Annotated in this window: 19 protein-coding genes; 14 read left to right on the forward strand and 5 right to left on the reverse strand. The window is 70.6% G+C overall.

Translation table 11 applies throughout. The features are described 5' to 3' along the window. Positions 1 to 780 carry an SDR family NAD(P)-dependent oxidoreductase gene (locus ACFXC1_RS04595; RefSeq protein WP_381238650.1) on the reverse strand — a complete coding sequence of 260 codons (780 nt, stop codon included), beginning with the start codon at positions 778 to 780 and terminating at the stop codon, positions 1 to 3. Next, complete coding sequence (locus tag ACFXC1_RS04600) at positions 777 to 2,096, reverse strand: acyl-CoA dehydrogenase family protein (protein ID WP_381238652.1); 1,320 nt, start codon at positions 2,094 to 2,096, stop codon at positions 777 to 779. Before ACFXC1_RS04600 ends, ACFXC1_RS04595 begins: the two co-directional genes overlap by 4 nt. A gap of 112 nt (positions 2,097 to 2,208) precedes the next feature. On the opposite strand from ACFXC1_RS04600, the gene ACFXC1_RS04605 reads away from it, so the two are divergent. The 9 genes from ACFXC1_RS04605 to ACFXC1_RS04645 are packed head-to-tail and all read left to right on the forward strand — an operon-like array spanning position 2,209 to position 12,268. Continuing rightward, entirely contained in the window at positions 2,209 to 3,441 is a 1,233-nt protein-coding gene (locus tag ACFXC1_RS04605; protein WP_381238654.1) for a CaiB/BaiF CoA transferase family protein, read from the forward strand. A 40-nt stretch (positions 3,442 to 3,481) separates the two neighbouring features. Continuing rightward, complete coding sequence (locus tag ACFXC1_RS04610; protein ID WP_381238656.1) at positions 3,482 to 4,681, forward strand: cytochrome P450; 1,200 nt, start codon at positions 3,482 to 3,484, stop codon at positions 4,679 to 4,681. Positions 4,682 to 4,689: 8 nt separating this feature from the next. Next, complete coding sequence (locus ACFXC1_RS04615; RefSeq protein ID WP_381238658.1) at positions 4,690 to 5,166, forward strand: VOC family protein; 477 nt, start codon at positions 4,690 to 4,692, stop codon at positions 5,164 to 5,166. Continuing rightward, positions 5,157 to 6,287, forward strand: a complete 1,131-nt coding sequence (locus ACFXC1_RS04620) for an acyl-CoA dehydrogenase family protein (RefSeq protein ID WP_381238661.1) — start codon at positions 5,157 to 5,159, stop codon at positions 6,285 to 6,287. Before ACFXC1_RS04615 ends, ACFXC1_RS04620 begins: the two co-directional genes overlap by 10 nt. A 29-nt stretch (positions 6,288 to 6,316) precedes the next feature. Next, positions 6,317 to 7,849, forward strand: a complete 1,533-nt coding sequence (locus tag ACFXC1_RS04625) for a class I adenylate-forming enzyme family protein (protein ID WP_381238663.1) — start codon at positions 6,317 to 6,319, stop codon at positions 7,847 to 7,849. Further along, complete coding sequence (locus ACFXC1_RS04630) at positions 7,846 to 9,096, forward strand: FAS1-like dehydratase domain-containing protein (RefSeq protein WP_381238665.1); 1,251 nt, start codon at positions 7,846 to 7,848, stop codon at positions 9,094 to 9,096. The genes ACFXC1_RS04625 and ACFXC1_RS04630 overlap by 4 nt, the downstream gene beginning before the upstream one ends. A 44-nt stretch (positions 9,097 to 9,140) precedes the next feature. Further along, positions 9,141 to 9,905, forward strand: a complete 765-nt coding sequence (locus tag ACFXC1_RS04635; RefSeq protein WP_381238668.1) for a crotonase/enoyl-CoA hydratase family protein — start codon at positions 9,141 to 9,143, stop codon at positions 9,903 to 9,905. Positions 9,906 to 9,957: 52 nt separating this feature from the next. Further along, positions 9,958 to 11,106: a CaiB/BaiF CoA transferase family protein gene (locus ACFXC1_RS04640; protein WP_381238671.1), complete on the forward strand. Its 1,149-nt coding sequence runs from the start codon at positions 9,958 to 9,960 to the stop codon at positions 11,104 to 11,106. A gap of 16 nt (positions 11,107 to 11,122) precedes the next feature. Then, positions 11,123 to 12,268, forward strand: coding sequence for a thiolase family protein (locus tag ACFXC1_RS04645; protein WP_381238673.1), 1,146 nt, complete (start codon positions 11,123 to 11,125; stop codon positions 12,266 to 12,268). Between the two features lie 13 nt (positions 12,269 to 12,281). Here the strand turns inward: ACFXC1_RS04645 and ACFXC1_RS04650 are convergent, their stop codons facing one another. From ACFXC1_RS04650 to ACFXC1_RS04660, 3 genes are all read right to left on the reverse strand, one after another. Then, positions 12,282 to 15,182, reverse strand: coding sequence for an AfsR/SARP family transcriptional regulator (locus ACFXC1_RS04650; RefSeq protein WP_381238676.1), 2,901 nt, complete (start codon positions 15,180 to 15,182; stop codon positions 12,282 to 12,284). A 287-nt stretch (positions 15,183 to 15,469) separates the two neighbouring features. Next, on the reverse strand, positions 15,470 to 16,711 hold the full coding sequence (locus ACFXC1_RS04655) for a cytochrome P450 (RefSeq protein WP_381238679.1): 1,242 nt from the start codon (positions 16,709 to 16,711) through the stop codon (positions 15,470 to 15,472). A 101-nt stretch (positions 16,712 to 16,812) separates the two neighbouring features. Next, positions 16,813 to 18,048 carry an acyl-CoA dehydrogenase family protein gene (locus ACFXC1_RS04660; protein WP_381238682.1) on the reverse strand — a complete coding sequence of 412 codons (1,236 nt, stop codon included), beginning with the start codon at positions 18,046 to 18,048 and terminating at the stop codon, positions 16,813 to 16,815. Between the two features lie 192 nt (positions 18,049 to 18,240). Here ACFXC1_RS04660 and ACFXC1_RS04665 point away from each other — a divergent pair, with 192 nt between their 5' ends. The 5 genes from ACFXC1_RS04665 to ACFXC1_RS04685 all read left to right on the forward strand — a co-directional run bounded on the left by ACFXC1_RS04665 (position 18,241) and on the right by ACFXC1_RS04685 (position 23,954). Continuing rightward, positions 18,241 to 19,713 carry a FadR/GntR family transcriptional regulator gene (locus tag ACFXC1_RS04665; RefSeq protein WP_381238685.1) on the forward strand — a complete coding sequence of 491 codons (1,473 nt, stop codon included), beginning with the start codon at positions 18,241 to 18,243 and terminating at the stop codon, positions 19,711 to 19,713. A gap of 125 nt (positions 19,714 to 19,838) precedes the next feature. Next, entirely contained in the window at positions 19,839 to 20,987 is a 1,149-nt protein-coding gene (locus ACFXC1_RS04670) for an acyl-CoA dehydrogenase family protein (RefSeq protein WP_381238688.1), read from the forward strand. Positions 20,988 to 21,037: 50 nt separating this feature from the next. Continuing rightward, positions 21,038 to 21,805, forward strand: a complete 768-nt coding sequence (locus ACFXC1_RS04675) for an SDR family NAD(P)-dependent oxidoreductase (protein ID WP_381238690.1) — start codon at positions 21,038 to 21,040, stop codon at positions 21,803 to 21,805. Then, positions 21,802 to 22,980, forward strand: coding sequence for an acyl-CoA dehydrogenase family protein (locus ACFXC1_RS04680; RefSeq protein WP_381238692.1), 1,179 nt, complete (start codon positions 21,802 to 21,804; stop codon positions 22,978 to 22,980). Before ACFXC1_RS04675 ends, ACFXC1_RS04680 begins: the two co-directional genes overlap by 4 nt. Next, a complete protein-coding gene (locus ACFXC1_RS04685; RefSeq protein ID WP_381238695.1) occupies positions 22,977 to 23,954 on the forward strand; it encodes an NADPH:quinone oxidoreductase family protein in 978 nt (325 codons plus the stop codon). Before ACFXC1_RS04680 ends, ACFXC1_RS04685 begins: the two co-directional genes overlap by 4 nt. The last annotated feature ends 8 nt before the right edge of the window (positions 23,955 to 23,962 follow it).

Raw genomic sequence — 23,962 nt, forward strand, 5'->3', positions numbered from 1 at the left:
TCAGTACAGGCCGCCGTCCACCCTTATGAGTGCCCCGGTCGTATAGCTGGACGCGTCGCTCGCCAGATACAGCGCGGTGCTGACGATCTCCTCGGGCTGTCCGGGACGCCCGATCGCGCTGCGTGTCGTGTGCCGTTTCTCCGGCGCCCAGGCCTTGGAGATGTCGGTGAGGAACGGCCCGGCCGAGATCGTGTTGACGCGCACCTTCGGGCCGTACTCCAAGGCGAAGACCGTAGTGAGTGCGTTGAGGGCGGCCTTGGCACCGGCGTACGGGCCGAAGCGCGGCTGTGGCATCAGCGCCCCGGACGACGAGACGTTGATGATGGAGCCCCCGTTCTCCGAGTCGGCCATCCGCTGACCGACCAGCGAGGCGAGCCGGAACGGGCCTTTGAAGTTGACGCCGATCACCTTGTCGAACAGCTCCTCGCTGGTGTCGGCCGAGGAGGGGGCGAGGGGTGACATGCCGGCGTTGTTGACCAGGACGTCGACCCGGCCGAACTCTCCGTAGGCCGCGTCGGCGAGGCGGGCCAGGTCGTCCCAGTGGCCGACGTGGGCGGCGACCGGCAGCGCGCGGCGGCCGAGGGCGCGGACCTCGGCCGCCGCGGTCCCGCACGCGTCGAGCTTGCGGCTGGCGATCACGACGTCGGCGCCCGCGGTCGCGAAGGCGCGCACCATCGCGAGCCCCAGGCCGCGACTGCCGCCGGTGACGAGCGCGACCTTGCCGGAGAGGTCGAACAGGTCCGCTGGAGCAAGGGACTTGGTGTCGCGTGCCTCGCTCATGCCTGCACCCGGCCGCTGAGGCTGTCGTCCTCGACGATGTGCGCGTACCGCTTGCGGGCGGCCTCCAGCTTCGGCGGGATGTGCTCGCTGGGGAACAGGCCGTCGGCCGGACGGCGGTTCTTGAGCAGCTGCTTGGCGATCGTGGTGCGGTGTACCTCGGTGGGGCCGTCGGCGAGGGCGAGGTTCGGGGCGGCCATCCACCATTTGGCGAGCGGGAGTTCGTTGGTGGTGCCGAGCGAACCGTGCAGATGCAGAGCGCGCTGGATGACGTCGTGCAGCACCTTCGCCGTCTGCACCTTGCACATCGCGATCTGGGTGCGGGCCGCGCCGTGCGGCTGGGTGTCGATGACCCAGGCGGTGTGCAGCACCAGCAGCCGGAACTGCTGCAACTCCACCCAGGAGTCCGCGATGAACTGCTGCACGGCCTGCTTCTCGGCGAGAAGAGTGCCCTGAGTACGGCGGGACAGCGCGCGCTCGCACATCATGTCGAAGGCGCGGGCGCACTTGCCGACCGTGCGCATCGCGTGATGGACGCGGCCCCCGCCGAGCCGGGCCTGGGCGACCTTGAAGCCCTCGCCGGGACCGCCGAGCATGGCGTCGAGCGGCACCCGCACCTGGTCGTAGCGGATATAGGCGTGGATGCCCTCGTCGAGGGAGTCGCGCTCGTCCATGGTGCCGACGTTGCGCTTGATGTCGATGCCGGGTGTCTCGGCCGGGACGATGAACATCGACATCCGGGCGTGCGGCGGCGCCTGAGGGTCGGTGACGGCCATGACGATGAGGAAGGCGGCGTACCGGGCGTTGGAGGAGAACCACTTCTCGCCGTCGATCACCCACTCGTCCCCGTCCCGCCGCGCGCGGCACACGAACTCCTTCGGATCGGCCCCGGCCTGCGGTTCCGTCATCGAGAAGGTGGAGACGATGTCGCCGTCGAGCAGGGGCTGCAGGTAGCGCGCCTTCTGCTCCTCGGTGCCGAACATGGCCAGGATCTCCGCGTTGCCGGTGTCCGGTGCGGCGGTGCCGAACACCGTGGGGGCCCAGTAGGAGCGGCCGAGGATCTCGTTGAGGTAGGCGAGCTTCACCTGGCCGTAGCCCGCGCCGCCGAGCTCCGCGCCGAGGTGGCAGGCCCACAAACCCTGGGCGCGGACCTGGTCCTGGAGCGGCTTGAGGATCGCGCGGGCCTTCTCGTTGCGCGTGTCGTACGGGTCGCCGCCGTGCGGGAAGAGGAGGTCGAGCGGCTCGACCTCCTCCCGTACGAAGGCCGTCGCCCAGTCCAGCTTGGCCTGGAACTCGGGTTCGATCGAGAAGTCCAGCATCGGCCCTCCGGAAGGTGCGGGTTGGTCGGCGACAGCAAAACAGTATACTTTTTAGCGAGGTTCGGTCCATACTCGGAGTGCGTGACGGCAGATGAGTATGAGGAGTTGGTCGATGCGCAGGCCGATGGAGGGCGTACGCGTCCTCGAAGTAGCCCAGTTCACCTTCGTCCCGGCCGCGGGCGCCGTGCTCGCCGACTGGGGTGCCGATGTGATCAAGATCGAACACGCCGAACGCGGCGACGGGCAGCGGGGGTTGGTCCGAGTCCTCGGCTACGACGCCACCAGCGCGGGCTCGTCGTTCTTCCCGATCGTGGAGGGACCCAACCGGGGCAAACGCAGTGTCGGTCTCGCCCTGGAGAAGCCGTCGGCCCGCAAGGCCTTCGAGGAACTGGTCCGCCGCAGCGATGTGTTCCTGACCAACTTCCTGCCCGAGGCGCGCGCGAGACTGCGCATCGAGGTCGAGGACATCCGGGCCATCAATCCGGACATCATCTACGTGCGCGGCAGCGGTTTCGGTCAGCGCGGCGACGAGGCCACGAAGGGCGGCTACGACAGCACGGCCTTCTGGGCGCGCGGTGGCAGCGCGGCCGGTGTCACACCACCGGGCGCGGACCGGATGATCCGAATGCCCGCTGGCGCCTACGGCGACGCGATGGGCGGCATGACCATCGCCGGCGGTATCGCCGCCGCCCTCTACTCCCGCGCGACCACCGGCGAACCGTCCGTGGTGGACGTGTCGCTGCTGGGCGTCGGCGCCTGGGCGACCCAGTTCACGGTCAACATGGCGCTGATGAACGGCGGCCCGCTGCCGGCGAACGTCCAGCCCCGGCACGGATCGCGCACCAACCCCCTCATCGGGGCGTATCTGACCTCGGACGGACGCTGGATCGAACTGTCGATGCTCCAACCCGGCCGCTACTGGGCCGAGTTCTGCAAGCTCGCCGGACGCGGTGAACTCGGCACCGACGAACGCTTCGACAGCACCGAGAAGTTGATGGCCAACGCGGCTCAGGCGGCCGGCATCGTCGCCGAACTCATCGCGTCCCGCCCCTTGGAGGAGTGGGTCGAGATCCTCTCCCGCGGCGAGGGCCAGTGGTCGGTGGTGCAGAATGCCTGGGAAGTCGGCAAGGACCCCTCGCTGCGCGCCAACGGACTCATCGCCTCCGTCGTCGACGCGGACGGCGTCGACCGCGAACTCGTCGCCAGCCCCGTCCAGTTCGACGAGACCCCGGCCGACATCACCCGGGCACCGCAGTTCGCGGAACACACCGACGAGGTCCTGCGCTCCCTCGGTCTCTCCGACGAGGAGCTGATCGCGCTGAAGATCGACGGCGCGGCGACATGAGCGCCGTGGGCGAGGCCAAGACCGTACGGAAGGAGCCGTGATGAGCGCGACACTCGAACCCGACGGGACCCACCAGGGCGTCCCCGCCTACCACTTCGACAACCGGCTCGGCGGCCCGGTCCTCAGCCATCAGGAACGCTGGGACGAGATCGCCCGCACCCACTCCGGATTCCGCAGCACCATCGCGCGCGGCTACTGGGTCGTCACCGAGGGCGAGGCCGTCCAGCAGGCGCTTCAGGACTGGCGGACCTTCTCCAACCAGTCCGTGACGGCGCTCGATCCGGACCCCAGGTTCCTGTGGATCCCGGAGATGCTCGACCCGCCCCAACACACCGCGTGGCGGCGCCTGTTGGGCAGCGCCTTCTCGCCCAAGACCGTCGCCGCCCGCGAACCGGAGATCCGCGAGGTCGCGTCCGGCCTGATCGACGAGCTGAAGGACAGCGGCTCCGCCGACGTCCTCGACTCGTTCGCCCGCCGCTTCCCGACCCTGATCTTCATGCGCCTGATGGGCCTGCCCGAGCAGGACCTGGCGCAGTTCCTCGACTGGATCCACGATCTGCTGCATCTCTCCCACGGCGAAGACCCGCACGGCGAACGGCAGTTGAGCGGTATGAACGCCGTGTCGGAGTACTTCGAGCAACAGATCGCGCTCCGCCGCGAGGCTCCCCGCGACGACCTGTTGTCCCGCGCGATGACCTGGACGATCGACGGCGAGCCGATCAGCGACCGGGACATGCACGCCTTCTGCATCCTGCTGTTCCAGGCCGGCTTCGACACCGTCCCGATCTCCATCGGCTGGGCCCTCTACCACTTCGCCACGCACCCGGAACAGCGCAGGGCGATCGTCGACGACCCGTCGCTGATACCGACGGCGGTCGAGGAGATCCTCCGCGTCTACTCGTTCGTCGTGCCCGCCCGCAAGGCGACCCAGGACGTCGAGATCGGCGGCTGCCCGGTCAGGGCGGGGGAGATGGTGATGCTCCCGCTCGCGGTCAGCAACCGCGACCCCGAGCGCTTCGACCGCCCCCTCGAAGTCGACCTGCGGCGCAAGGCCACGAACCACATCGCGTTCGGCTCGGGACCGCACCGCTGCCTCGGCTCCCACCTCGCCCGCCTCGAACTCAACGTGGCCGTCGAGGAATGGCACCGGCGCATCCCCGACTACGAGATCACCCCCGGCCAGGACCTCGAACAGCACGGCAACATGTACGGCATCAAGCAGCTCCGGCTGGAGTGGTGAACGACGCCATGACGACGCACCCACTCAGCCCAACGGACCTGTACCACACGGGAATCGTGGTTCCCGACATCGAGGCGTGGAAGATCCGGCTGACCGAACTCGCCGGCCACCGCTGGACCGGGACCATGGCAGCCGACCTGCCGGTCCGGACGGCCGACGGCGAGCGCGTGCTCCCGCTGCGCTACGCGTACTCGCTGGACGCCCCGCACCTCGAACTCGTCCAGGAGATCCCGGGAACACCCTGGACACCGGCCCCGAACCTGTCCGTCCATCACCTCGGCTACTTCTGCGACGACCTGCAGACGACCTCCAAACGGCTGGAGGAGGCGGGTTTCCCGCTGGAGGCCTGCGCGCTGGTCGACGGCAATCCGGCGCTCTTCGCCTACCACCGCGACCCGTACGGCCTGCGCATCGAGATCGTGGACCGCACGCTCATCCCGGACTTCGACCTCTACCTCCGCGCCAAGGCACCGACGTGGCACTGACGTTCACCGAGGAGCAGGAGGAACTCCGCACGACACTACGGCGCTTCCTCGCCGACAAGGCACCGAGCGCCGCCGTACGCCGCGCGATGGACTCCCCTGAAGGGCACGATCCCCTGCTGTGGCGCCAGATGGCCGACCAACTCGGCCTGCACGGGCTGGCGTTGCCCGTGGAGTACGGCGGGTCCGGCGGCGGACCGGTCGAGTTGGGGATCGTACTGGAGGAGACCGGCCGGGTCCTGCTGCCGTCGCCGTACTTCGCGACCGTGGCACTCGCCGGCCAGGCCCTCACGGCCTCCGGCGACGAGGCGGCGAAGGCGCGCTGGCTGCCCGCGATCGCCGCCGGAACGCTGACGGCCACCCTGGCGCTCGCGGAGGAACGCGGCTCGTGGCGACTGGAGGACGTCGAGACCTCGGCCGCGAACGGGACGCTCTCCGGCACCAAGATGTTCGTCGTCGACGGCCACACCGCCGACCTGATCCTCGTAATGGCCCGCGCCGACACGGGACTTGGGCTCTTCGCCGTCGACGGTGACGCCCCCGGAGTGACCCGAACCCGGCTGGAGACCCTCGACCCGACCCGGCGCCTGGCTCGCGTCGACCTCGACGGCGCGCCCGCGCTGCGGGTCGGCCCGAGCGGGGACGCCTCCGCCTATCTGCGCACCGTGCTCGACCTCGTGGCGGTGGCGCTCGCCGCCGAACAGATCGGCGGGGCACAGGCGTGTCTCGACGCGGCCGTGGCGTACGCGAAGGTCCGGGTGCAGTTCGGGCGTCCCATCGGCTCGTTCCAGGCGATCAAGCACAAGTGCGCCGACCTGCTGGTCGCCGTGGAGGGCGCCCGGTCGGCGGCCTACCACGCGACGGCCGTCGCCGCTGCCGAACCACCGCTGTCCGGCGAGCAGTTGATGCCCGCCGAACTGCCGGTGTCCGCCGCCCTGGCCGCGGTCTGCTGCGCGCAGGCCTTCACCCACGCGGCCAAGGAGAACATCCAGATCCACGGCGGCATCGGCTACACGTGGGAGCACGACGCACACCTCTGTCTCAAGCGCGCCAAGTCGTCGCAGCAGTTGTTCGGGAGCCCGGCGACACACCGGAGCCGGTTGGCCGACCTGGTCGGAATCTGAGACCGACGTCCTGTCGAAAGGTTCATCACGTGGGAATTCGCGACCGCCTGTCCCGCCTGCTGGCGGAAGCGCCCGCGGCTGCCGAGGCGATCGAGTACGACCGGAACTGGTGGACCTGGGGACAGGTCCAGCGCACCGCGCGGGGCCTCGGCGACGCGCTCGACGCACTCGGCCTGCCCGCCGGCGCCCGCGTCGGAGTCGTCCTGGAGAACCGGCCCGAGCACGTCGCCGTGGTCGCCGCGGTGATCGCCTCCGGCCGCTGCCTGGTCATGCTCAGCCCGCTCCAGCCAGCCGCCCGCCTCGCCGCCGACATCGCCCGCTGCACCCCACCCGTGGTTGTGTCCGGAGCCGAAGTCCTCGCCCGCGAGGGCGTGTTGGACGCCGTGACCGCACAGGGCGCGGCCCTTGAACTGGACACCGAGGGGGCCCTACGACCCGCGATCGGCACGGCATCCGCCGGGGCACCGACCCGTCCGGGCATCGCCGTCGAGATGCTTACCTCCGGTACCACCGGCCCCCCGAAACGCATCCACCTGCGCATCGGCCAACTGGATCAGGGCCTTGTCTCCGGCGGACAGACACGCAAGGACGACCGGCTCCTGTCGGAGTCGGCGTCCCTGGTGGCCACCCCGCTCGTGCACATCGGCGGACTGTGGCGGGCCCTCGCCTGCCTCGCCACCGGCCGCCGCATGCTCCTCATGCCCCGGTTCGCCGTCGAACCCTGGGTGAGCGCCGTCGAACGCCACCGGCTTCGCGCGGCGAGCCTGGTCCCGGCCGCGATTCGCGCCGTACTCGACGCGCGGATCCCGAAGGAACGCCTTGCCACCCTCCAGGTGGTCACTTCAGGCACGGCACCCTGCCCGCCGGAACTCGCCGACGCCTTCTTCCGCACCTACGGCATCCCCGTCCTGATGACCTACGGCGCAACGGAGTTCGCCGGAGCCGTCGCGGGCTGGACCCTTCCACTGTACGAGCACTGGTGGCAGCGCAAGGCGGGCAGCGCCGGACGCGCCTTCGCGGGCGTCGAGTTGAGGGTGACCGGCGAGGACGGCACCGAAGTGCCGCCCGGCCGGACCGGCCGTCTGGAGGTCCGCACCGAGCAGAGCACCCACGGCGGCCGGACCTGGATGAGGACCAGCGACCTGGCCCGGATCGACGCCGACCGGTTCGTGTGGATCGAGGGCCGCGCCGACGACGCCATCATCCGCGGCGGCTTCAAAGTGCAGCCGGAGACCGTCAAGCGTGTGCTGGAGACCCACCCGGCCGTGCGCGAGGCGGCTGTCGCCGGACTGCCCGACCCACGGCTCGGTGAAGTGCCCGTCGCCGCCGTCGAGTTGGAACCGAGTCAGCAGCCCGCACCGGACGCGTCGGAACTCACCGCCCTGTGCCGCACCCACCTCACCCCCTACGAGGTGCCGGCCCACATCGTCGTCCTGGATCACCTGCCCCGCACCCCGTCGAGCAAGGTCAGCCGCGTCGAACTCCTCGACCTCGTACGGGTCCGGCTCGCCGAACCCGCCGGTGGAGTAGCTGCGGTTTCCAGTAAGGAGGCCGACCGTTGAGCGACACCGAGCAGAAGCCGGCCGAGCAGTTCGGCGTGCTCACGGACGAGGCGGTCGAACGCTCCCGCCGCCGCCTGGGCGTCCCCCAGCCGCAGCGCAACCCTCCGCACAACTACGAGGTGACGTGGGACGGTTCACGCCACTTCGCCTACGGCTACGGCGACGCCAACCCCCTGTACTGCGACCCCGAGTACGCGGCGAAGACCCGTTGGGGCTCGCTCGTCGCACCGCCCACCTTCCTCTACACGATGGGGGAGGACGCTGCCCCGGCACCGGACCCGGTGACCAAGGCGCTCCTCAAGGGCGACCCCTTCGCGGGCCTCGGTTCCTACCAGGCGGTGATGGAGTTCGAGTGGTGGCGGCCCCTCCAACTGGGCGATCGCTGCCGGGTGTTGCAGACCCAGGTCGGCGTCGAGCTGAAGCGCAGCAGCTTCGGCGGACGCACCGCACACGTCGTCCGCGACTACCTCTACGCCAACGGACGCGGAGAGATGCACGCCCTGCGCCGCGGCACCTGGATCAACGCCGAACGCCACACGTCGAAGAAGCGCGCCAAGGAAGCACTGGAACAACAGCCGTACTCGCCCGAGCAACTGGCCGAGATCGATGCCGCCTACGCCGCCGAGACCAGGCGCGGCGCCGAACCCCGCTACTGGGAGGACGTCGAGGTCGGCGAGGCCCTGCAACCCCGGGTGAAGGGCCCGTTGACCACGACGGACGTGGTCGTCTGGCACCTGGGCTGGGGCATGCAGCTCACCCCGCCCGGCGCGTTCGGTATCGCCGCGGCCGTACGGCGCAAGGCCCCCGGCCTCTACCCGCCCAACCGCCTGGGCGTCCCCGACACCGTGCAGCGCCTGCACTGGGAACCCGAGCGGGCCCGCGAACTCGGCCTCCCCAACCCCTACGACTACGGCGGCATGCGCGAAACCTGGCTCTGCCATCTCCTCACCGACTGGATCGGCGACGACGGCTGGCTGTGGCAACTGCGCTGCGAGCACCGCAAGTTCAACTACCTCGGCGACACCACCTGGGTGCGCGGCACGGTCGTCGACAAACGGCAGGCGAACGGCCGGAGCGAGGTGCACATCGAGGTGCGCTGCGAGAACCAGCGCGGCGAAGTCACCACACCCGGCAGGGCGGTTGTGCTGCTGCCGACCAGGGAGCGGGCCGTCGAACTTCCCGAGCCGCCCGCCCCGGACCTGGACGGCATGGTCGCCCACGAACTGGAGCGGTTCGCGGTCAAGTGAGCGGCAAGTGAGTGGCAGTCGAGAACGAGAACTCAGGAGGCACAGTGTCCGACGAGGTACTGGTGGAGCGCCGTGGCGCGGTCCAGGTCATCACGATCAACCGTCCCAAGGTCAAGAACGCGCTGGACGCCGGGGTGGCAGCCGGAATCGCCGCCGCCGTCGACGAGTTGGACGAGACCGACGAGCTGCGGGTCGGCGTGCTCACGGGAGCGGGGGGCACGTTCTCGGCGGGCATGGACCTCAAGGCGTGGCTGCGCGGTGAGAGCCCCGCGATCGAGGGCCGGGGGCTGTGCGGGATCACCATCACCCCGCCCCGCAAGCCGCTGATCGCCGCGGTGGAGGGCTGGGCGCTGGCCGGCGGCTTCGAGCTGCTGCTCGCCTGCGATCTCGTCGTGGCGTCGCGCGTCGCGCGGGTCGGCGTGCCGGAGGTGACGCGGTCCCTGGTCGCCCGGGCCGGTGCGGCACTGCACCTGCCCCAACGAGTCCCGTACGCCGTCGCGTTGGAGCTGCTCCTGACCGGCGAGCCCATCACCGCCGAACGCGCGGCCGAGGTCGGACTGGTCAACCGGCTCACCGACGAGGGCGGAGCGCTCGCCGGCGCGCTGGAACTCGCCGCCACCATCGCGGCGAACGGCCCCCTCGCCGTCGCCGCCACCAAACGGATCGCGCAGTCCGCCGCCGACTGGACGCTGGAGGAGGGCTGGATCCGGCAGGCCGAGATCGCCTCGCCGGTGTTCTCGTCCGAGGACGCGCGGGAGGGCGCCGCCGCGTTCGCCGAGAAACGCCCGCCGGTCTGGAAGGGACGCTGACTGCGCCAACGAAGTATCGGGATTCTCAACTCGGGCTGCCAGGGAGGGTGTTGTGACCACAGGACCGCTGTCGGGCTGCCGCGTGGTGGAGCTGGGCGGCATCGGGCCAGGCCCGTTCGGCGGGATGCTCCTCGCCGACCTCGGCGCGGAGGTCGTCCGGGTGGACCGGCCCGAGCGTGCGGCCGAGTCCGATGCGGGCGGCTCCGCGGACGTCCTCAACCGGGGCAAGCGATCGGTCGTACTCGACCTGAAACACCCGGAAGGACCCGCCGTTCTCCTCCAACTCGCCAAGCGCGCCGATGTGTTGATCGAGGGATTCCGCCCCGGCGTCACCGAACGCCTCGGCATCGGACCCCACGAGTGCCTGGCCCGCAACCCCCGCCTGGTCTACGGCCGGATGACCGGCTGGGGCCAGACCGGACCGCTCGCCGCAGCCGCCGGACACGACCTCACCTACATCGCCCTCACCGGCGCGCTCGGCGCGATCGGCGATGCGGCGGGACCCCCGCAGATACCGCTCAATCTGGTGGGCGACTTCGGGGGCGGCGGCTGCTACCTCGTGATCGGTGTGCTGGCCGCCCTGTATGCCGTAGGGCGTACGGGAGTTGGCCAGGTGGTCGACGCGGCCATCGTCGACGGGACGGCCCATCTCCTGGCGAGCACCTTCGGTAAACTCGGGCGCGGGGCCTGGACCGACGAGCGGGGCGTCAACCAACTCGACGGCGGCTGGCCGTTCTACGCCGTCTACGAGACCAAGGGCGGCGGACATGTGGCGGTCGGCGCCCTCGAAGCCAAGTTCTACCGGCGCCTGATCGAACTGCTGAAGCTCGACGTCGACCCCGGACTTCAGCACGACCGGTCGACCTGGCCGGAGCTGCGCCGCCGGCTGGCCGAACGCTTCGCCGAGCGCACCCGCGACGAATGGACGGCCCTGTTCGAGGGCACCGACGCCTGCGTCGCACCCGTTCTCGGCCTCACCGAGGCTGCGGCACACCCCCAACTGGCCGCGCGGGGAAGCCTGTTCACCCGCGACGGCGTCGTGCAGCCCGCCGCGGCACCCCGCTTCTCGGCGACACCGTCGAGCCCCGGCCCCGCGGCCCCACCCGTGGGCGCCGACACGCTCGCCGTCCTCCGGGACTGGGAGATCGCCGACGCCGACGGACTCGTCGACAGCGGCGCCGCCGTCCAGTTCCCCCACTGACCGAAAGGACCCTGCCATGCCCGAGGCCGTCATCGTCGACGCCGTACGCACGCCCATCGGCAAGCGCAACGGCTCCCTGGCCGCCGTGCACGCGGCCGACCTGTCGGCACACGTACTGACCGCCCTGGTGGAACGCACCGGCGTGGACCCCGGCACCGTGGACGACGTGATGTGGGGCTGTGTCACCCAGATCGGCGACCAGTCGAGCAACATCGCCCGCTTCGCGGCACTGGCCGCGGGCTGGCCCGAGCACGTGCCCGGGGTGACCATCAACCGGGCCTGCGGTTCCAGCCAACAGGCCGTCGACTCCGCCGCGCACGCCGTGATGGCAGGGCAGTACGACCTCGTGGTGGCCGGGGGAGTGGAGACCATGACCCGGGTCCCGCTGGGCTCGCACCGGACCACCGGACAGCCGTACGGACCGAAAGTCCTGGAACGCTACGCCGGGTTCCAGTTCAGCCAGGGCGTCGGCGCCGAGCTGATCTCGGAGCGGTGGGGCCTCACCCGCACCCGCCTGGACGAGTTCGCCTCCGAGTCGCACGCCAAGGCCGCCGCGGCGATCGACTCGGGGATCTTCGACGACCACATCGTGCCCATCGAGGTCGACGGCACCAAGTTCACCGTCGACGAGGGCCTGCGGCGCGGCACTTCGGTCGAGACCCTCGCCAAACTCAAGCCGTCGTTCAAGGAGGACGGTGTGATCCACGCCGGGAACGCCTCCCAGATCTCCGACGGCGCCGCCGCGCTCCTCATCACAACTCCCGAACGGGCAAGGGAGTTGGGCCTCAAGCCGATCGCCCGCTACCACTCCGGCGCGGTCAGCGGCGCGGACCCGATCATGATGCTGACGGGGCCGATCCCCGCGACGGAGAAGGTACTGCGCAGGTCCGGGCTCGGGATCGACGACATCGGGGCCTTCGAGGTCAACGAGGCTTTCGCACCCGTTCCGTTGGCGTGGCTGGCCGAGACCGGCGCCGACCCCGAGCGGCTCAACCCCCTGGGCGGAGCGATAGCGGTCGGCCACCCGCTCGGTGGCTCAGGAGCCATCCTGATGACCCGGCTGCTCGCCCGGATGCGGCAGCGGAACCTGCGCTACGGCCTCCAGACGATGTGCGAGGGCGGCGGCACCGCGAACGCCACGATCGTCGAACTGCTTCGCTGACCCGGAGCATCCCTCACCGAAGCAGGCGCTGATGGATCTCCTTCCGTAGCAACTCGTCCTCCGGCAGGCCCAGTTCGTCCGTGATCGCCAAGGCCTGGGCCCAGGTTTCCTGCGCGGGGGCGGGCTGGTGGGTGCTGTCGTAGCAGTCGCCCAGGCAGGTCAGGCATCTGGCCTCGTGGATGCGTTCCCCCGTGGCGTGGAACAGCTCCGTCGCCTGCCGATAACACTCCACCGCCCGCCGATCCTGGCCCAGTTGACGGTGGATGTAGCCCAGGCTGTCCCAGGTGTGGGCCAGTCCGTTGACGTCCCCGGCCGCCTGGGCCAGGGCCAGGCCCTGTTCACAGTGAGCCAGCGCCTGGTGGTGCTCGCCCAGGTGCGCCAGCTGCCAGCCGATGTGGTTCAACGCGGCCGACTGGCCGGCGCGGTCACCCGCCGCGCGATAGTGCCGCAGACTGCGACGGGCCAGTTCAAGGGCCTGCCGGCGGTCGCCCTGCGTTCCCGACAGACGGGCGAGATGCTGGTACGTCCTGGCCTGCCCGGCGTCGCTGCCCAGCTCGGCGAACAACTCCAGGGCCCTCGCGTAGTGTTCACGGGCCGGATCGGGATGCCGTAAGCGGTCCAGGGCCAGTCCCAGACTGCGGTGGGCGCAGGCCTCCCCGGCGCGGTCGTGGTGCAGGCGCGCCGCCGCCAGCGCGCGGCGGCCGACGTCCTCCAGTGCCGGCCAGTAGCCGTTGCGGTCCAGGTAGGTGGTGAGGACCGCGGTGAGCCGCCAGACATGGCCCTCGAAGCCCTCCGGCGCCTGGCGCACGACCTCCAGGAGCACCGCGCATTCGGCCGTGAACCAGGCCAGCGCCCGGTCGTAGTCGACCGGCCTCTCCACGTTGGCTCCACGCCTGGCCGCCGGCAGGGAGACCGGATTGGGCTGCGGGGTCACCAGCGCGTCGGCCGCTCGCGCGGTGTGCAGGTAGTGGTCCAGCATGCGGTGCAGCGCCGCCCGCCGTATCCACGCGTCGTCCTGCTCGGCGAGGAGTTCTCCCGCGTACACGCGCAGCAAGTCGTGGAACGTGTACCGGCCCGGGGCGTGTTCGGACAGCAGGTGCCCTCTGGTGAGTTCGGACAGCAACTCCCGGGTCTCCTGCGGTGGTCTCCCCGCCAGTGCGGCGACCGCGGCCAGTCCCGCGTCCGGTCCCGGGTGCAGCACGAGCAGCCGGAACAACCGCGCGGCACCGGTGCTGAGAGCGCGGTAGGACCAGGAGAAGGCGGCCCGCACCTGGCTCGCCGACTCGCCCGCGTCCAGTGCGTCCAGCCGGTTCCGCTCCTCCCGCAACTCCCGCACGAGCGTGCTCAGTGGCCGGTGCGGCTGTGCGTCCGCCCGAGCCGCCACCACCGCGAGGGCCAGCGGCAGCCCCGCACAGCGGGCAACGATGTCATTCACGGCATCGGGTTCGGCCGTCAGCCGGTCCCTTCCGATCCGCTCCGCCAGTACGTCCCTGGCCGCGCCGGGACCGAGCACGTCCACGGACAGCATGTGGGCCCCCTCCGAGACGGCGAGTCCGGTCAGCCGGTTCCGGCTGGTCACCAGCGCCATGCAGCCCGCCGCCCCCGGCAGCAGCGGCCGTACCTGCTGCTCGTCCAAGGCGTTGTCCAGGACGACGAGGACCCGCCGCCCCGCCAACAGGCTGCGGTACAGGCCCACTTGGGCCTCCAGGCCGAGCGGGATACGTTCGGGGTGTACGCCGAACGCGTCCAGGAACCCCCGTACCGCCTCCGTCGGAGTCACCACCGAACCCCGGGGATCGAACCCGCGCAGGTTCACGTAGAGCTGCCCGTCGGGGAAGGCGCTCTCCATCTGGCGCGCCCAATGGACCGCGAGCGCCGTCTTCCCGACTCCCGCCATACCGGAGACAGCCGATATCACCACCGCGGGGGATTCTCCCCGGGCCGCGTCGAGGATCGACAGGAGCCGGGTCATCTCCTCGTCGCGGCCGGTGAAACCGCGTACCGCGACGGGGAGTTGGGACGGAGTCTCGGCCGCCTGCCGTCTCGCCGACGCTTCGGGCTCCGGGGCCGGGCGCGGCTCCGGAAGAAGGCGCAGCACTGGGGGCGCGCCCGGCGCTGTCACCCGACGGGACGACGCCCCTGCCGGTCGGGGGCCGGCGGACAGCGGCCGGTGACCGCGGAGGATCGCCTGGTGAAGCGTGCGCAGGGCCGGTCCGGGTTCCGCGCCGAGTTCCTCCGCAAGCCACCGCCGTACGGTGGCGTAGCGGTCCAGTGCCTCCGCACTGCGTCCGGCGTCGTACAGGGTCCGCATCAGCATTTCGGCCAGGGGCTCCACCAGCGGGTACTCGGCGAGCAGGTCGGCCAGCGGGCCGATGACGGCGGCAGGGTCGCCGCGGCGCAACTCGACACGGGCCCAGCCGACCACGGCGTCCACCCGCCGGCGCTGCCAGGTCTCGCGCATGCGCGCGGCCCACTGCCCGTGCAGGCCGCTGAGCGGCTCCCCGCGCCACAGACCGAACGCCTCGCGCAGGAGTGAGGCCTTCGCGTCGTCCGTCTGCTGCGCCTGCTGGGCGCGGTCGACCAACTGCCGGAACCGGTGGACGTCGACCTGCCGCGGGTCGGCGTCCAGCACATAGCCGCCCGAACGGCGCACCAGGCGCAACGGCTGCGCACCACGGTCGGTGGCCTGCTCGCACACTCGCCGGATCATGGCGATGTGGGCGCGCACCGCCCGTCGTGCCGCGTCCGGCGGGTCGGCGTCCCAGACCCGGTCGATGAGCGTGGCCACCGTGACGGGCCGGCCGACCTCGACGGCCAGGGCGGCCATCACCGTACGGCGCTGCGGCGGTCCCACTTCCGAGACGCGCCCCCCGATCGACAGTTCCACGGGCCCCAGCAAGTGAACATGCACCATGGCGTTCGCTTCCCCCAACCCGCTCAGCGACTGGACCCATCTTTCACCGTCGCCCGTGATTTCCGACAAGCATTCGACAGCGTTTCGTCCGATGTCCTGATGTGAACCTTCTGCTGTGTCGTCGAGCGGTTGTTCGATGCCGGGGTGCAGGGGGTGCAATGGGGATGAAGGGCATGAACGGACGCGGAGGGGTCGTGGCGCCGCCTTCGACCGGGAGGAACCAGTCGGCGGCGTCGGTGCCGCAGATGCCGCCGTCGCGGAGCCCGGCTCCGTGTACGGGCGGCGAACTACCAGGCGACGGGCAACTCGTAGATGCCGTAGGCCTGCGAGTCCTCCTTGAACTTCAACTCCGAGACGTCCACGGCGAGTTGCAGCGTCGGGATCCGGCGGAACAACGTGCTGAAGACGACGTGCAGTTCGATGCGCGCGAGCTGCTGGCCCACGCACTGGTGCGGGCCCCAGCCGAAGGCGTGATGGTGGGCCGCGGCACGGGTGAGGTCGAGCTTCTCGGGGTCGGGGAACGCCTGCGGGTCCCAGTTGGCGGCCGGCAGCGACGCGATCACGCCCTCGCCCGCGCGGATGACCTCACCGTCGATCTCGATGTCCTCGACGACGGCCCGGCGCGCCAGCAGATGCGGGATGGTGAGGTAGCGCAGCAGCTCCTCCACCGTGCTCGTCACATACTTCGCGTCGTCGGAGTGCTCGCGCAGGCCCGCGAGTTGGTCGGGATTCTGCAGCAGCAGCGCGGTGCCCAGCGTGATCATGTTGGCGCTGGTGTCGTGCCCGGCGACGAGCAGGATGTGCCCGAGAGGGGCCGCCTCCTCCATCGACAGCTCGCCCGCCTTGATGCGCGCGCCGAGGTCGGAGAGGACGTCCTCGCCGGGATCCTCCATCTTCGCCTCGATGAGCCCGGCGATGTAGCGGCGCACGGCCGCCGTGCTCTCCGCCGCCCGCTCCGGGGTCTTGAAGCGCGCGTTGGTCACACCCGCGTGCTCCTGGAAGAAGTCATGGTCCTCGTACGGCACCCCGAGCAGCGCGCAGATCATCAGCGACGGCAGTGGGAGCGACAGCGCCTCGTTCAGCTCGGCCGGGTTGGGGCCCGCCAGCATCTTGTCGATGAGGTCGTCGGTGATCCGCTGGATCTCCGGGCGGATCTTCTCCATCCGGTGCCGGGTGAACGAACTCGTGAGCATCCGCCGCCACCGCGTGTGCTCGGCCCCGTCGGTGTTGTTGATCGACGGCTGGATATGCGCCGCGTGCGCCTTCATCGCCTCGGTCGTGTGCGGATATCCGGGCGCCCCGATATTCGCGCTGAGCCGGGGATCGGTCAGCAGCTGCCGCTGGGCCGCGTGCGTCGTGACCACCCACGGGGTCGTACCGTCCCATGTCCTCGCCCGCACCAGCGCCTTGCCCGAGTCGTGCAGCTTCAGCAGCCCCGGCGGCGGAGCGAAGGGGCACTCGCCCGATCGGGGCGACGGGTACTCCGGCAGGTCCTCGGAGACGTCGGTTCCGGCCACGCTCTCGGTCATGGTTCTGTCGTCCTCTCGTCGGCCCCACACCTGACGGAACCATACGTCGACCGATCGGTACAATCAATCTCCAGGAAACCTTCAAGGAATGTGAACTCTATTTATTGACCGGATGGTCTATTTGACGTCTGGGCGGGTCGGCGAGGCTCCCGCGGCATACCGAGCCCCCGCTCGGCCACCTGCGTCCGCAGCACCTCGTTCGCCCCGCCCGCGATCGTGTACGCTCGCGAGTACAGATGCGCGTCCTGCCACCAGCCGTCCGCTACGGCGTCCTCGTCGCCCTCGATCAAGAGCCCGTCCGTGCCCTGGAGGCCGAGGCCGAAGTCGACCAGGTCGTGGTTCAGCTCGCTGAAGAAGATCTTGCCGAGGAGAGCGTCGGCAGGTCCTTCCGTGTCGTGCAGCATCCGAGACCGGGCGAGGTCGAGCAGCGCGGCGTTCACGTGAACCCGCGTGGCCAGTTCGCCGATCGTCTGCCGGGTCGCGGAGTCGTCCAGCGCGGGCCGGCCGTTGACCGACGTGCGCGCCGCGAGGCTCAGCAAGTCGTCCAGTACGGCGGTCAGTTCGACACCGCGGGCGCCCACCCCGGACCGCTCGTGACCGAGGCTGCTCATCGCCACCCGCCAGCCGTCGTTCACCCGCCCGATCACGTTCGCGGCCGGGATGCGCACGCCGTCGAGGAACACCTCGTTGAAGTCGGTCGTCCCGGTGATCTCCCGCAACGGGCGGATGTCGACGCCGGGGCTGCGCAGATCGAGGGCGAAGGCCGTGATGCCCTTGTGCTTCGGAGCCTCGCGATCGGTGCGCGCGAGCAGATAACCCATGTCGGCGTGCTGGCCATTGGTCGTCCACACCTTCTGGCCGTCCACGACGAACACCGCGTCGTCGCCCTCACCCTCGCGGACCGCCCGCGTCCGCAGCGCAGCCAGGTCGCTGCCCGCCTCCGGCTCGCTGAACAGCTGGCACCACACGTCCTCGCAGGAGCGGATGCGGGGCAGGAAGCGCGCCCGCTGCTCGTCGGTGCCGAACTCCAGCAGCGCGGCCGAGGCCAGCGAGGCGGCGCCGATCGGCTGCCAGGTGCGGGCGCGGGCGATCTCCTCGGCCACGACGGACGGCTCCAGCGGATGCGCGTCGGGCCGGCCTCCGTACTCGGCAGGCCAGTCGATGCCGAGGAAGCCCGCCTCGTACAGTTTCGCCGTCCACTTCCGGATCGCCGGCATCAGTTCGGGCTCCGGCGCGCGCACCCCCGCATGGGTCTTGGTGCCGGGAGCGTGCTCGGCGACGAACGCGCGCACCTTCCTCCGGAACGCTTCGAGCTCGGGCGTGGACTCCAGACGCATCGCTGTCGGCTCCCTGTTCTCATGCCGCGGCCCTGAAATGAGGCCACTTTAACCAGGCCGATCACCCACCTGCCAAGGGCCGGGACCAGAAAAAGTGGCCTCATATAGGTTCCAGGTGCTCGAAGCGCACGCCTCCGGCCCAGGTGACGAATAGACTGGGGATCCGCAATATCCGCCCCAGAGGAGTTGGCCATGGCGACTGCCGTCGACCGCGAGCCCGCCGACGGCGAGACCGGCATCCCGGTCGGCAAGCTGGCCGCGCAGACCGCCCGCCGTATCGAGGCGACCGTGATCCGCCAGGGCTGGCCGGTGGGCGAGTCGTTGGGCTCCGAGGTGGACCTGCGGGAGCGGCTCGGGGTGAGCCGTGCGGTGCTGCGCGAGGCGGTACGGCTCGTCGAGCACCACCAGGTGGCCAGGATGCGGCGCGGCCCGAACGGTGGCCTGATCGTCTGCGCACCCGACGCCGGACCGGCCACCCGTGCCATGGTGATCTACCTCGAATACGTCGGCACGAGCGTCACCGACCTGCTCCAGGCCCGCCTCCTGCTGGAGCCGATCGCCGCCGGACTCGCCGCCGACCGCATCACCGAACAGGGCATCGACACCCTCCGCACCACGCTCGACGCCGAACTCGATCACTGGGACGACCCCGGCGTCCACTCGCAGGACCCCCTCCACCCCGTGCTCGCCCAACTGTCGGGCAACCCGGTACTGCACCTCTTCGTCGACGTGCTCACCCGGCTCACCGCCCGCTACGCGCACACCTCCCGCCGTGTCTCCAAGACCGAGATGCATGCGGCGAAGGACACCTCGCACCGTGCGCACAAGGCTGTCGTCGACGCGGTGATCGCCGACGACGGGGCCCGCGCCCAGACGGAGTTGACCGCGCATCTGGAGTCGGTGGCCGGCTGGATCGAGAAGCACCGGGTGCGGCGCGGGCAGCGGATCGCGGGCAATGTGGTCGAGCCCGAACTGGTCGAGGGGCCGCGGGCCAAGCTCGCCGAGGTGGTCGCGGCGCGCATCCACGACGACATCGCCGCGCGCGGCTGGCAGACCGGCATGGTGCTCGGCTCGGAAGCGGATCTGCTGGCCCGGTACTCCATCAGCCGGGCCGTACTCCGGGAAGCCGTACGGCTGTTGGAGTACCACTCGGTCGCCCGGATGCGCCGCGGCCCCGGCGGCGGCCTGATCGTCACCGAACCCGAACCGCAGGCCAGCATCGACACCATGGCGCTCTTCCTGGAGTACCAGGGCGTCACCGCCGACGACCTGCGGATCGTCCGCAACGCCATCGAACTGGGCATCGTCGCCCGGGTCACCGCCAGAGTCGCGGAGGGCGACAAAGAGGTGACCGAACGGCTGGGCAAGGCCGTCCGCTGGAGCACGGAGGGCCCCGCCGACGACCCGCGCAAGGCCGACCTCTTCCACACCGAACTGGCCGCGCTCTCCGACAACCCGGTGCTGTCGCTGTTCCTGTCGATCATCACGGAGCTGTTCCGCCGCCACGCCTCCGGCCACGACCGGCCGCTGCCCGGCGACACTGCGGCCGAGGAGGTCCAGCACGTCCACCAGCGGATTCTCGACGCCATCGTCGAGGGCGACGCCGGAGTGGCCCGGCACCGGATGCGCCGCCACCTGGACGCGCTGATCCCCTGGTGGCACTGATTCCCTGACGCTCAACCTGCAACGCCCCATGCGGCCTTCGGGCTCATGGGGCGTTCTGCTGGATCAGCCCTGTGTGCGACGAGACTAATTAGGTATACTGAATAGGTCGAGCCGAAGGAGATCCGATGCGCCGGACCCTGTTCGAAGAGACCCATGAGGACTTCCGTCTGCTGGTCCGTGACTTCATCGCCCGCGAGGTCGTCCCGTCGTACGAGGACTGGCGGCGCGCCGGACTCGTCCCCCGGGACCTGTTCACCGCACTGGGCAAACTCGGCATCATCGGCACGTCGATCCCGGAGAAGTACGGCGGAGGCGGTCAGGACGACTACCGCTACAACGCCGTGATCCAGGAGGAGTGCGCGCGGGCCTGCGTCACGCTCGGCGGCCTGCGCACCCACCTGGACATCGTCGTCCCGTACTTCACCGGCCTGGCCAATGCCGAGCAACGGGCGCGCTGGCTACCGGGGTTGGCCTCCGGCGAGCTGTACACCGCGATCGCGATGAGCGAGCCCGCCACCGGCTCCGACCTCGCAGGCATCACCACCCGGGCGGTCCGCGACGGCGACCACTTCATACTCAACGGTGCCAAGACCTTCATCACCGGCGGCCACCACGCCGACCTGGTGATCGTGGTCGCCCGCACCGCCGTGGACCCGGACAACCGGCGCGCCGGTCTCTCGCTCCTCGTCGTGGAGAAGGGCATGCCCGGCTTCACGGTGGGACGCAAACTGGAGAAGATCGGCCTGGCCGTCCAGGACACCGTGGAACTCGCCTTCGACGACGTCCGCGTGCCCGCCGCCAACCTCCTCGGCGAGGAAGGCGCGGCCTTCACCCTCCTCGGTCGCAACCTCGCCCAGGAACGCCTGGCCATCGCGGTCGGCGCGGTGGCGCAAGCGCGGACCGCGATCGACCTGACCGTCGCCTACGTCCGCGACCGGAACGTGTTCGGGAAGCCGCTTGCCCAGTTCCAGAACACGAAGTTCGAACTCGCCTCCCTGAACGCCGAGTTGACGGCCGCGCAGGCGCTGCTCGACGCGGCGATCACCGCGCTCGTCGCCGGCGAACTGGACCCCGTGGACGCGGCCCGCACCAAGCTGGTCTGCACCGAGACACAGGGGCGCGTGGTCGACCGCTGTCTCCAACTGCACGGCGGCTACGGCTACATCCTCGGGTCCCCGATCGCCCGCCTGTACGCGGACGCCCGGGTGACCCGCATCTACGGCGGCACCAGCGAGGTCATGAAGCTCATCATCAGCAAGTCCCTGGGCCTCTGAGACCCAGCAGAACGCGCCTTCAAAACCCCGCAGTCCATGAGGAGTTGGGTGTGAACATCGACGGTTCAGCGGCACTCGTCACCGGCGGCGCCTCCGGGCTCGGTCTCGCCACCGCGCGCCGCATCATCGAACGCGGCGGACGTGTCGTCCTCGCCGACATCTCCGAGGAGCAGGGCGTCAAAGCCGTCGCCGACCTCGGCGAGGCCGCACGCTTCGTCCGCGCCGACGTCACCGACCCGGCCGAGGTCACGGCCGCCCTCGAAGAAGCCGAGCAACTCGGCACCCTGCGCGCCGTCGTGCACTGCGCGGGACGCGGCGGCGACCGCACCCGGATCATCGACCGCGACCGTACCCCCGGCGAACTCGACACCTTCGCCGAGGTCATACGTGTCAACCTGATCGGCACCTACAACGTCCTGCGCCTCGCCGCCGCCCGTCTCGCCGGCAACGAGGTCGTCGACGGCGATCGGGGCGCCGTGGTGCTGACCGCGTCGGTCGCCGCGTTCGACGGCCAGATCGGTCAGACCTCATACACCGCCGCCAAGGCCGGAGTCCACGGCATCACCCTCGTCGCCGCCCGCGACCTGGCCAGCTGGCAGATCCGGGTGAACACCATCGCCCCCGGCATCATGGACACCCCGATGCTCGGCCGCCTCCGCGCCGACATCCGCGACGGCCTCGCCGCCTCCGTCCCGCACCCCAAGCGACTCGGCGACCCGGACGACTTCGCCCGCCTCGCCGTGGAGATGCTGGAGAATCCGTACCTCAACGGCCAGACAGTCCGCCTCGACGGCGCCATCCGCATGGCACCGCGATGACAGCCGACGAGACCGACGAGCAGTTCCGCGCCCGGCTGCGGGCCTTTCTGACGGAGCATCACCCCGGGCGTCACCCCAAGGACCCCGTCGAGCGGGTCGCCTGGCAGAAGAAATGGCTCGCCACGCTCTACGACGCCGGTTACGCAGGCCCGAGTTGGCCGCGTGAGTACGGCGGCATGGACCTCTCCTTCGCCCGCCAGGTCGGCTACCAGGAGGAGTACGCCCGCGCCCGCGTCCCCGGACCCCTGGGTACCGGACTGGGCATCGCCGCGCCCACCCTCATCAAGTACGGCACGCCCGAGCAGAAGGAGCGCCACCTGCGCCCCATGCTGCGCGGCGACACGGTGTGGGCCCAGGGCTACTCCGAACCGGAGGCGGGCTCGGACCTCCCCGCGTTGCGCACGACAGCACGGCGAGAAGGCGAGGAGTACATCGTCAACGGGCAGAAGGTGTGGAACAGTTCGGCCGACATCGCCGACATCTTCTTCACCCTCGTCCGCACCGGACCGCCCGACTCCCGCCAGGACGGCATCAGTTACCTCCTGATCGACGCCCACGCCCCCGGAGTGACCGTACGGCCGCTGCGCGACCTGACCGGCGACGCGCACTTCTGCGAGATCTTCTTCGACGACGTCCGCGTCCCGGTCGCCGACCGCGTCGGCGAGGAGAACGGCGGCTGGCCGCTGGTGCGCACGAGCCTCGGACACGAGCGCGCGGCCGGGGCGATGAACCAAGCGGCCCTGTACCGCCGGGTGTTGGACGAGCTGATCGAACTCGCCCGTGAACGCGGGGCGACGGCCGACCCGATCGTCCGCGACCGGCTCGCCGACTTCGAGATCCGTGTCCGTGTCATGCGGCTGACCGGTATGCGCACGATCGCCGACATCATGGCCAAGGGCGAACCGGGGCCCGCCTCTTCGACGGCACGGCTGTCCATCGTCACCTTCGAGCAGGAACTGCACGAGTTCGCGGTCGACCTGCTCGGACCGTACGGCATCCTCGGCCGCCGCGACCCGCATGCCGTCCAACGCGGGCGCTGGGTATGGGGGTTCCTGCGCACCCGCGCCTCGTCGATCGGCGCGGGCACCGCCGAGATCCAGCGCAACACGATCGCCGAACAGGTGCTGGGCCTGCCCCGTGACCCGGCGATGCCGACCGTGGAGAGGACCCGATGAAGGCCGCACGCTGCACGGAGTACGGGCCGCCCGGCGGCCTCTCGGTCGTCGAACTGGACGACCTCCTGCCCGGACCGGGCGAGGTGCTGGTCCAGGTGCACGCGGCGGCGGTGAACTTCCCTGACGTGCTCCTCGTGGCGAACCGCTACCAGGTTCCCGCGCCGCTGCCCTTCACACCCGGCAGCGAATTCGCGGGTGTGGTGGCCGAGTTGGGCCCAGGAGCGTCCGGTCCCGCCGTCGGCTCACCCGTCGCCGGAGCGGTACTCACCGGCGCCTTCGCCGAACAGGTCGTCGTGCCCGTCGCGGGCCTGCGCCAGGTGCCCGAGGGCCTCGACATGGTGCACGCCGCCGCGTTCCATGTCACGTACGCCACCGCCTATCACTCCCTCGTCACCGTCGGACAGGGCAGCGCGGGGGAGTGGGTGGCGGTGCTCGGCGCGGCCGGCGGGGTCGGTTCGGCGGCGGTCGACATCGCGACGCGGCTCGGTATGCGGGTGGTCGCCGCCGCGTCGAGCCAGGAGCGGCTGACGGTCGCCCGCAAGCTCGGGGCCGAGGCCGGTGTCGACTACGTCCACGAGGATCTCAAGCTCCGCACAAGAGAGTTGACGGGTGGCGAGGGCGCCCACCTCGTGATCGACCCGGTGGGCGGCGACCACGCGGAGGCGGCCCTGCGCGCGCTGCGCCGGGGCGGCCGGTTCGTCACGGTCGGGTACGCCGACGGGAAGATACCGCGCATCCCGCTGAATTTGGTGCTGCTCAAGGACCTGGTCGTCCGGGGCTTCGAGATCCGTACGGTACGGCAGTACGCCCCGGATGCCGTGGCCGCTGCCGACCGTGCCCTCGCCGGGATGGTCCGGGACGGGATGCGCCCGCTGGTCTCCCGAGTCCACCCCCTCGCGGAGGTCGCTGACGCCCTCACCGATGTCGCCGAGCGCAGGACCACCGGCAAGGTGGTCCTGGACCTCATGTCCTAGCAAACACC

It is taken from the genome of Streptomyces hokutonensis (assembly GCF_042751305.1).
In the GTDB taxonomy this organism is placed as follows: Bacteria; Actinomycetota; Actinomycetes; order Streptomycetales; family Streptomycetaceae; genus Streptomyces; species Streptomyces hokutonensis_A.

Bases quoted from the DNA above. Each gene is read 5' to 3' on its own strand.
- ACFXC1_RS04595 (WP_381238650.1), bottom strand. From the start codon at position 780: ATGAGCGAGGCACGCGACACCAAGTCCCTTGCTCCAGCGGACCTGTTC.
- ACFXC1_RS04600 (WP_381238652.1), bottom strand. From the start codon at position 2,096: ATGCTGGACTTCTCGATCGAACCCGAGTTCCAGGCCAAGCTGGACTGG.
- ACFXC1_RS04605 (WP_381238654.1), top strand. From the start codon at position 2,209: ATGCGCAGGCCGATGGAGGGCGTACGCGTCCTCGAAGTAGCCCAGTTC.
- ACFXC1_RS04610 (WP_381238656.1), top strand. From the start codon at position 3,482: ATGAGCGCGACACTCGAACCCGACGGGACCCACCAGGGCGTCCCCGCC.
- ACFXC1_RS04615 (WP_381238658.1), top strand. From the start codon at position 4,690: ATGACGACGCACCCACTCAGCCCAACGGACCTGTACCACACGGGAATC.
- ACFXC1_RS04645 (WP_381238673.1), top strand. From the start codon at position 11,123: ATGCCCGAGGCCGTCATCGTCGACGCCGTACGCACGCCCATCGGCAAG.
- ACFXC1_RS04650 (WP_381238676.1), bottom strand. From the start codon at position 15,182: ATGGTGCATGTTCACTTGCTGGGGCCCGTGGAACTGTCGATCGGGGGG.
- ACFXC1_RS04655 (WP_381238679.1), bottom strand. From the start codon at position 16,711: ATGACCGAGAGCGTGGCCGGAACCGACGTCTCCGAGGACCTGCCGGAG.
- ACFXC1_RS04660 (WP_381238682.1), bottom strand. From the start codon at position 18,048: ATGCGTCTGGAGTCCACGCCCGAGCTCGAAGCGTTCCGGAGGAAGGTG.
- ACFXC1_RS04665 (WP_381238685.1), top strand. From the start codon at position 18,241: ATGGCGACTGCCGTCGACCGCGAGCCCGCCGACGGCGAGACCGGCATC.
- ACFXC1_RS04670 (WP_381238688.1), top strand. From the start codon at position 19,839: ATGCGCCGGACCCTGTTCGAAGAGACCCATGAGGACTTCCGTCTGCTG.
- ACFXC1_RS04680 (WP_381238692.1), top strand. From the start codon at position 21,802: ATGACAGCCGACGAGACCGACGAGCAGTTCCGCGCCCGGCTGCGGGCC.
- ACFXC1_RS04685 (WP_381238695.1), top strand. From the start codon at position 22,977: ATGAAGGCCGCACGCTGCACGGAGTACGGGCCGCCCGGCGGCCTCTCG.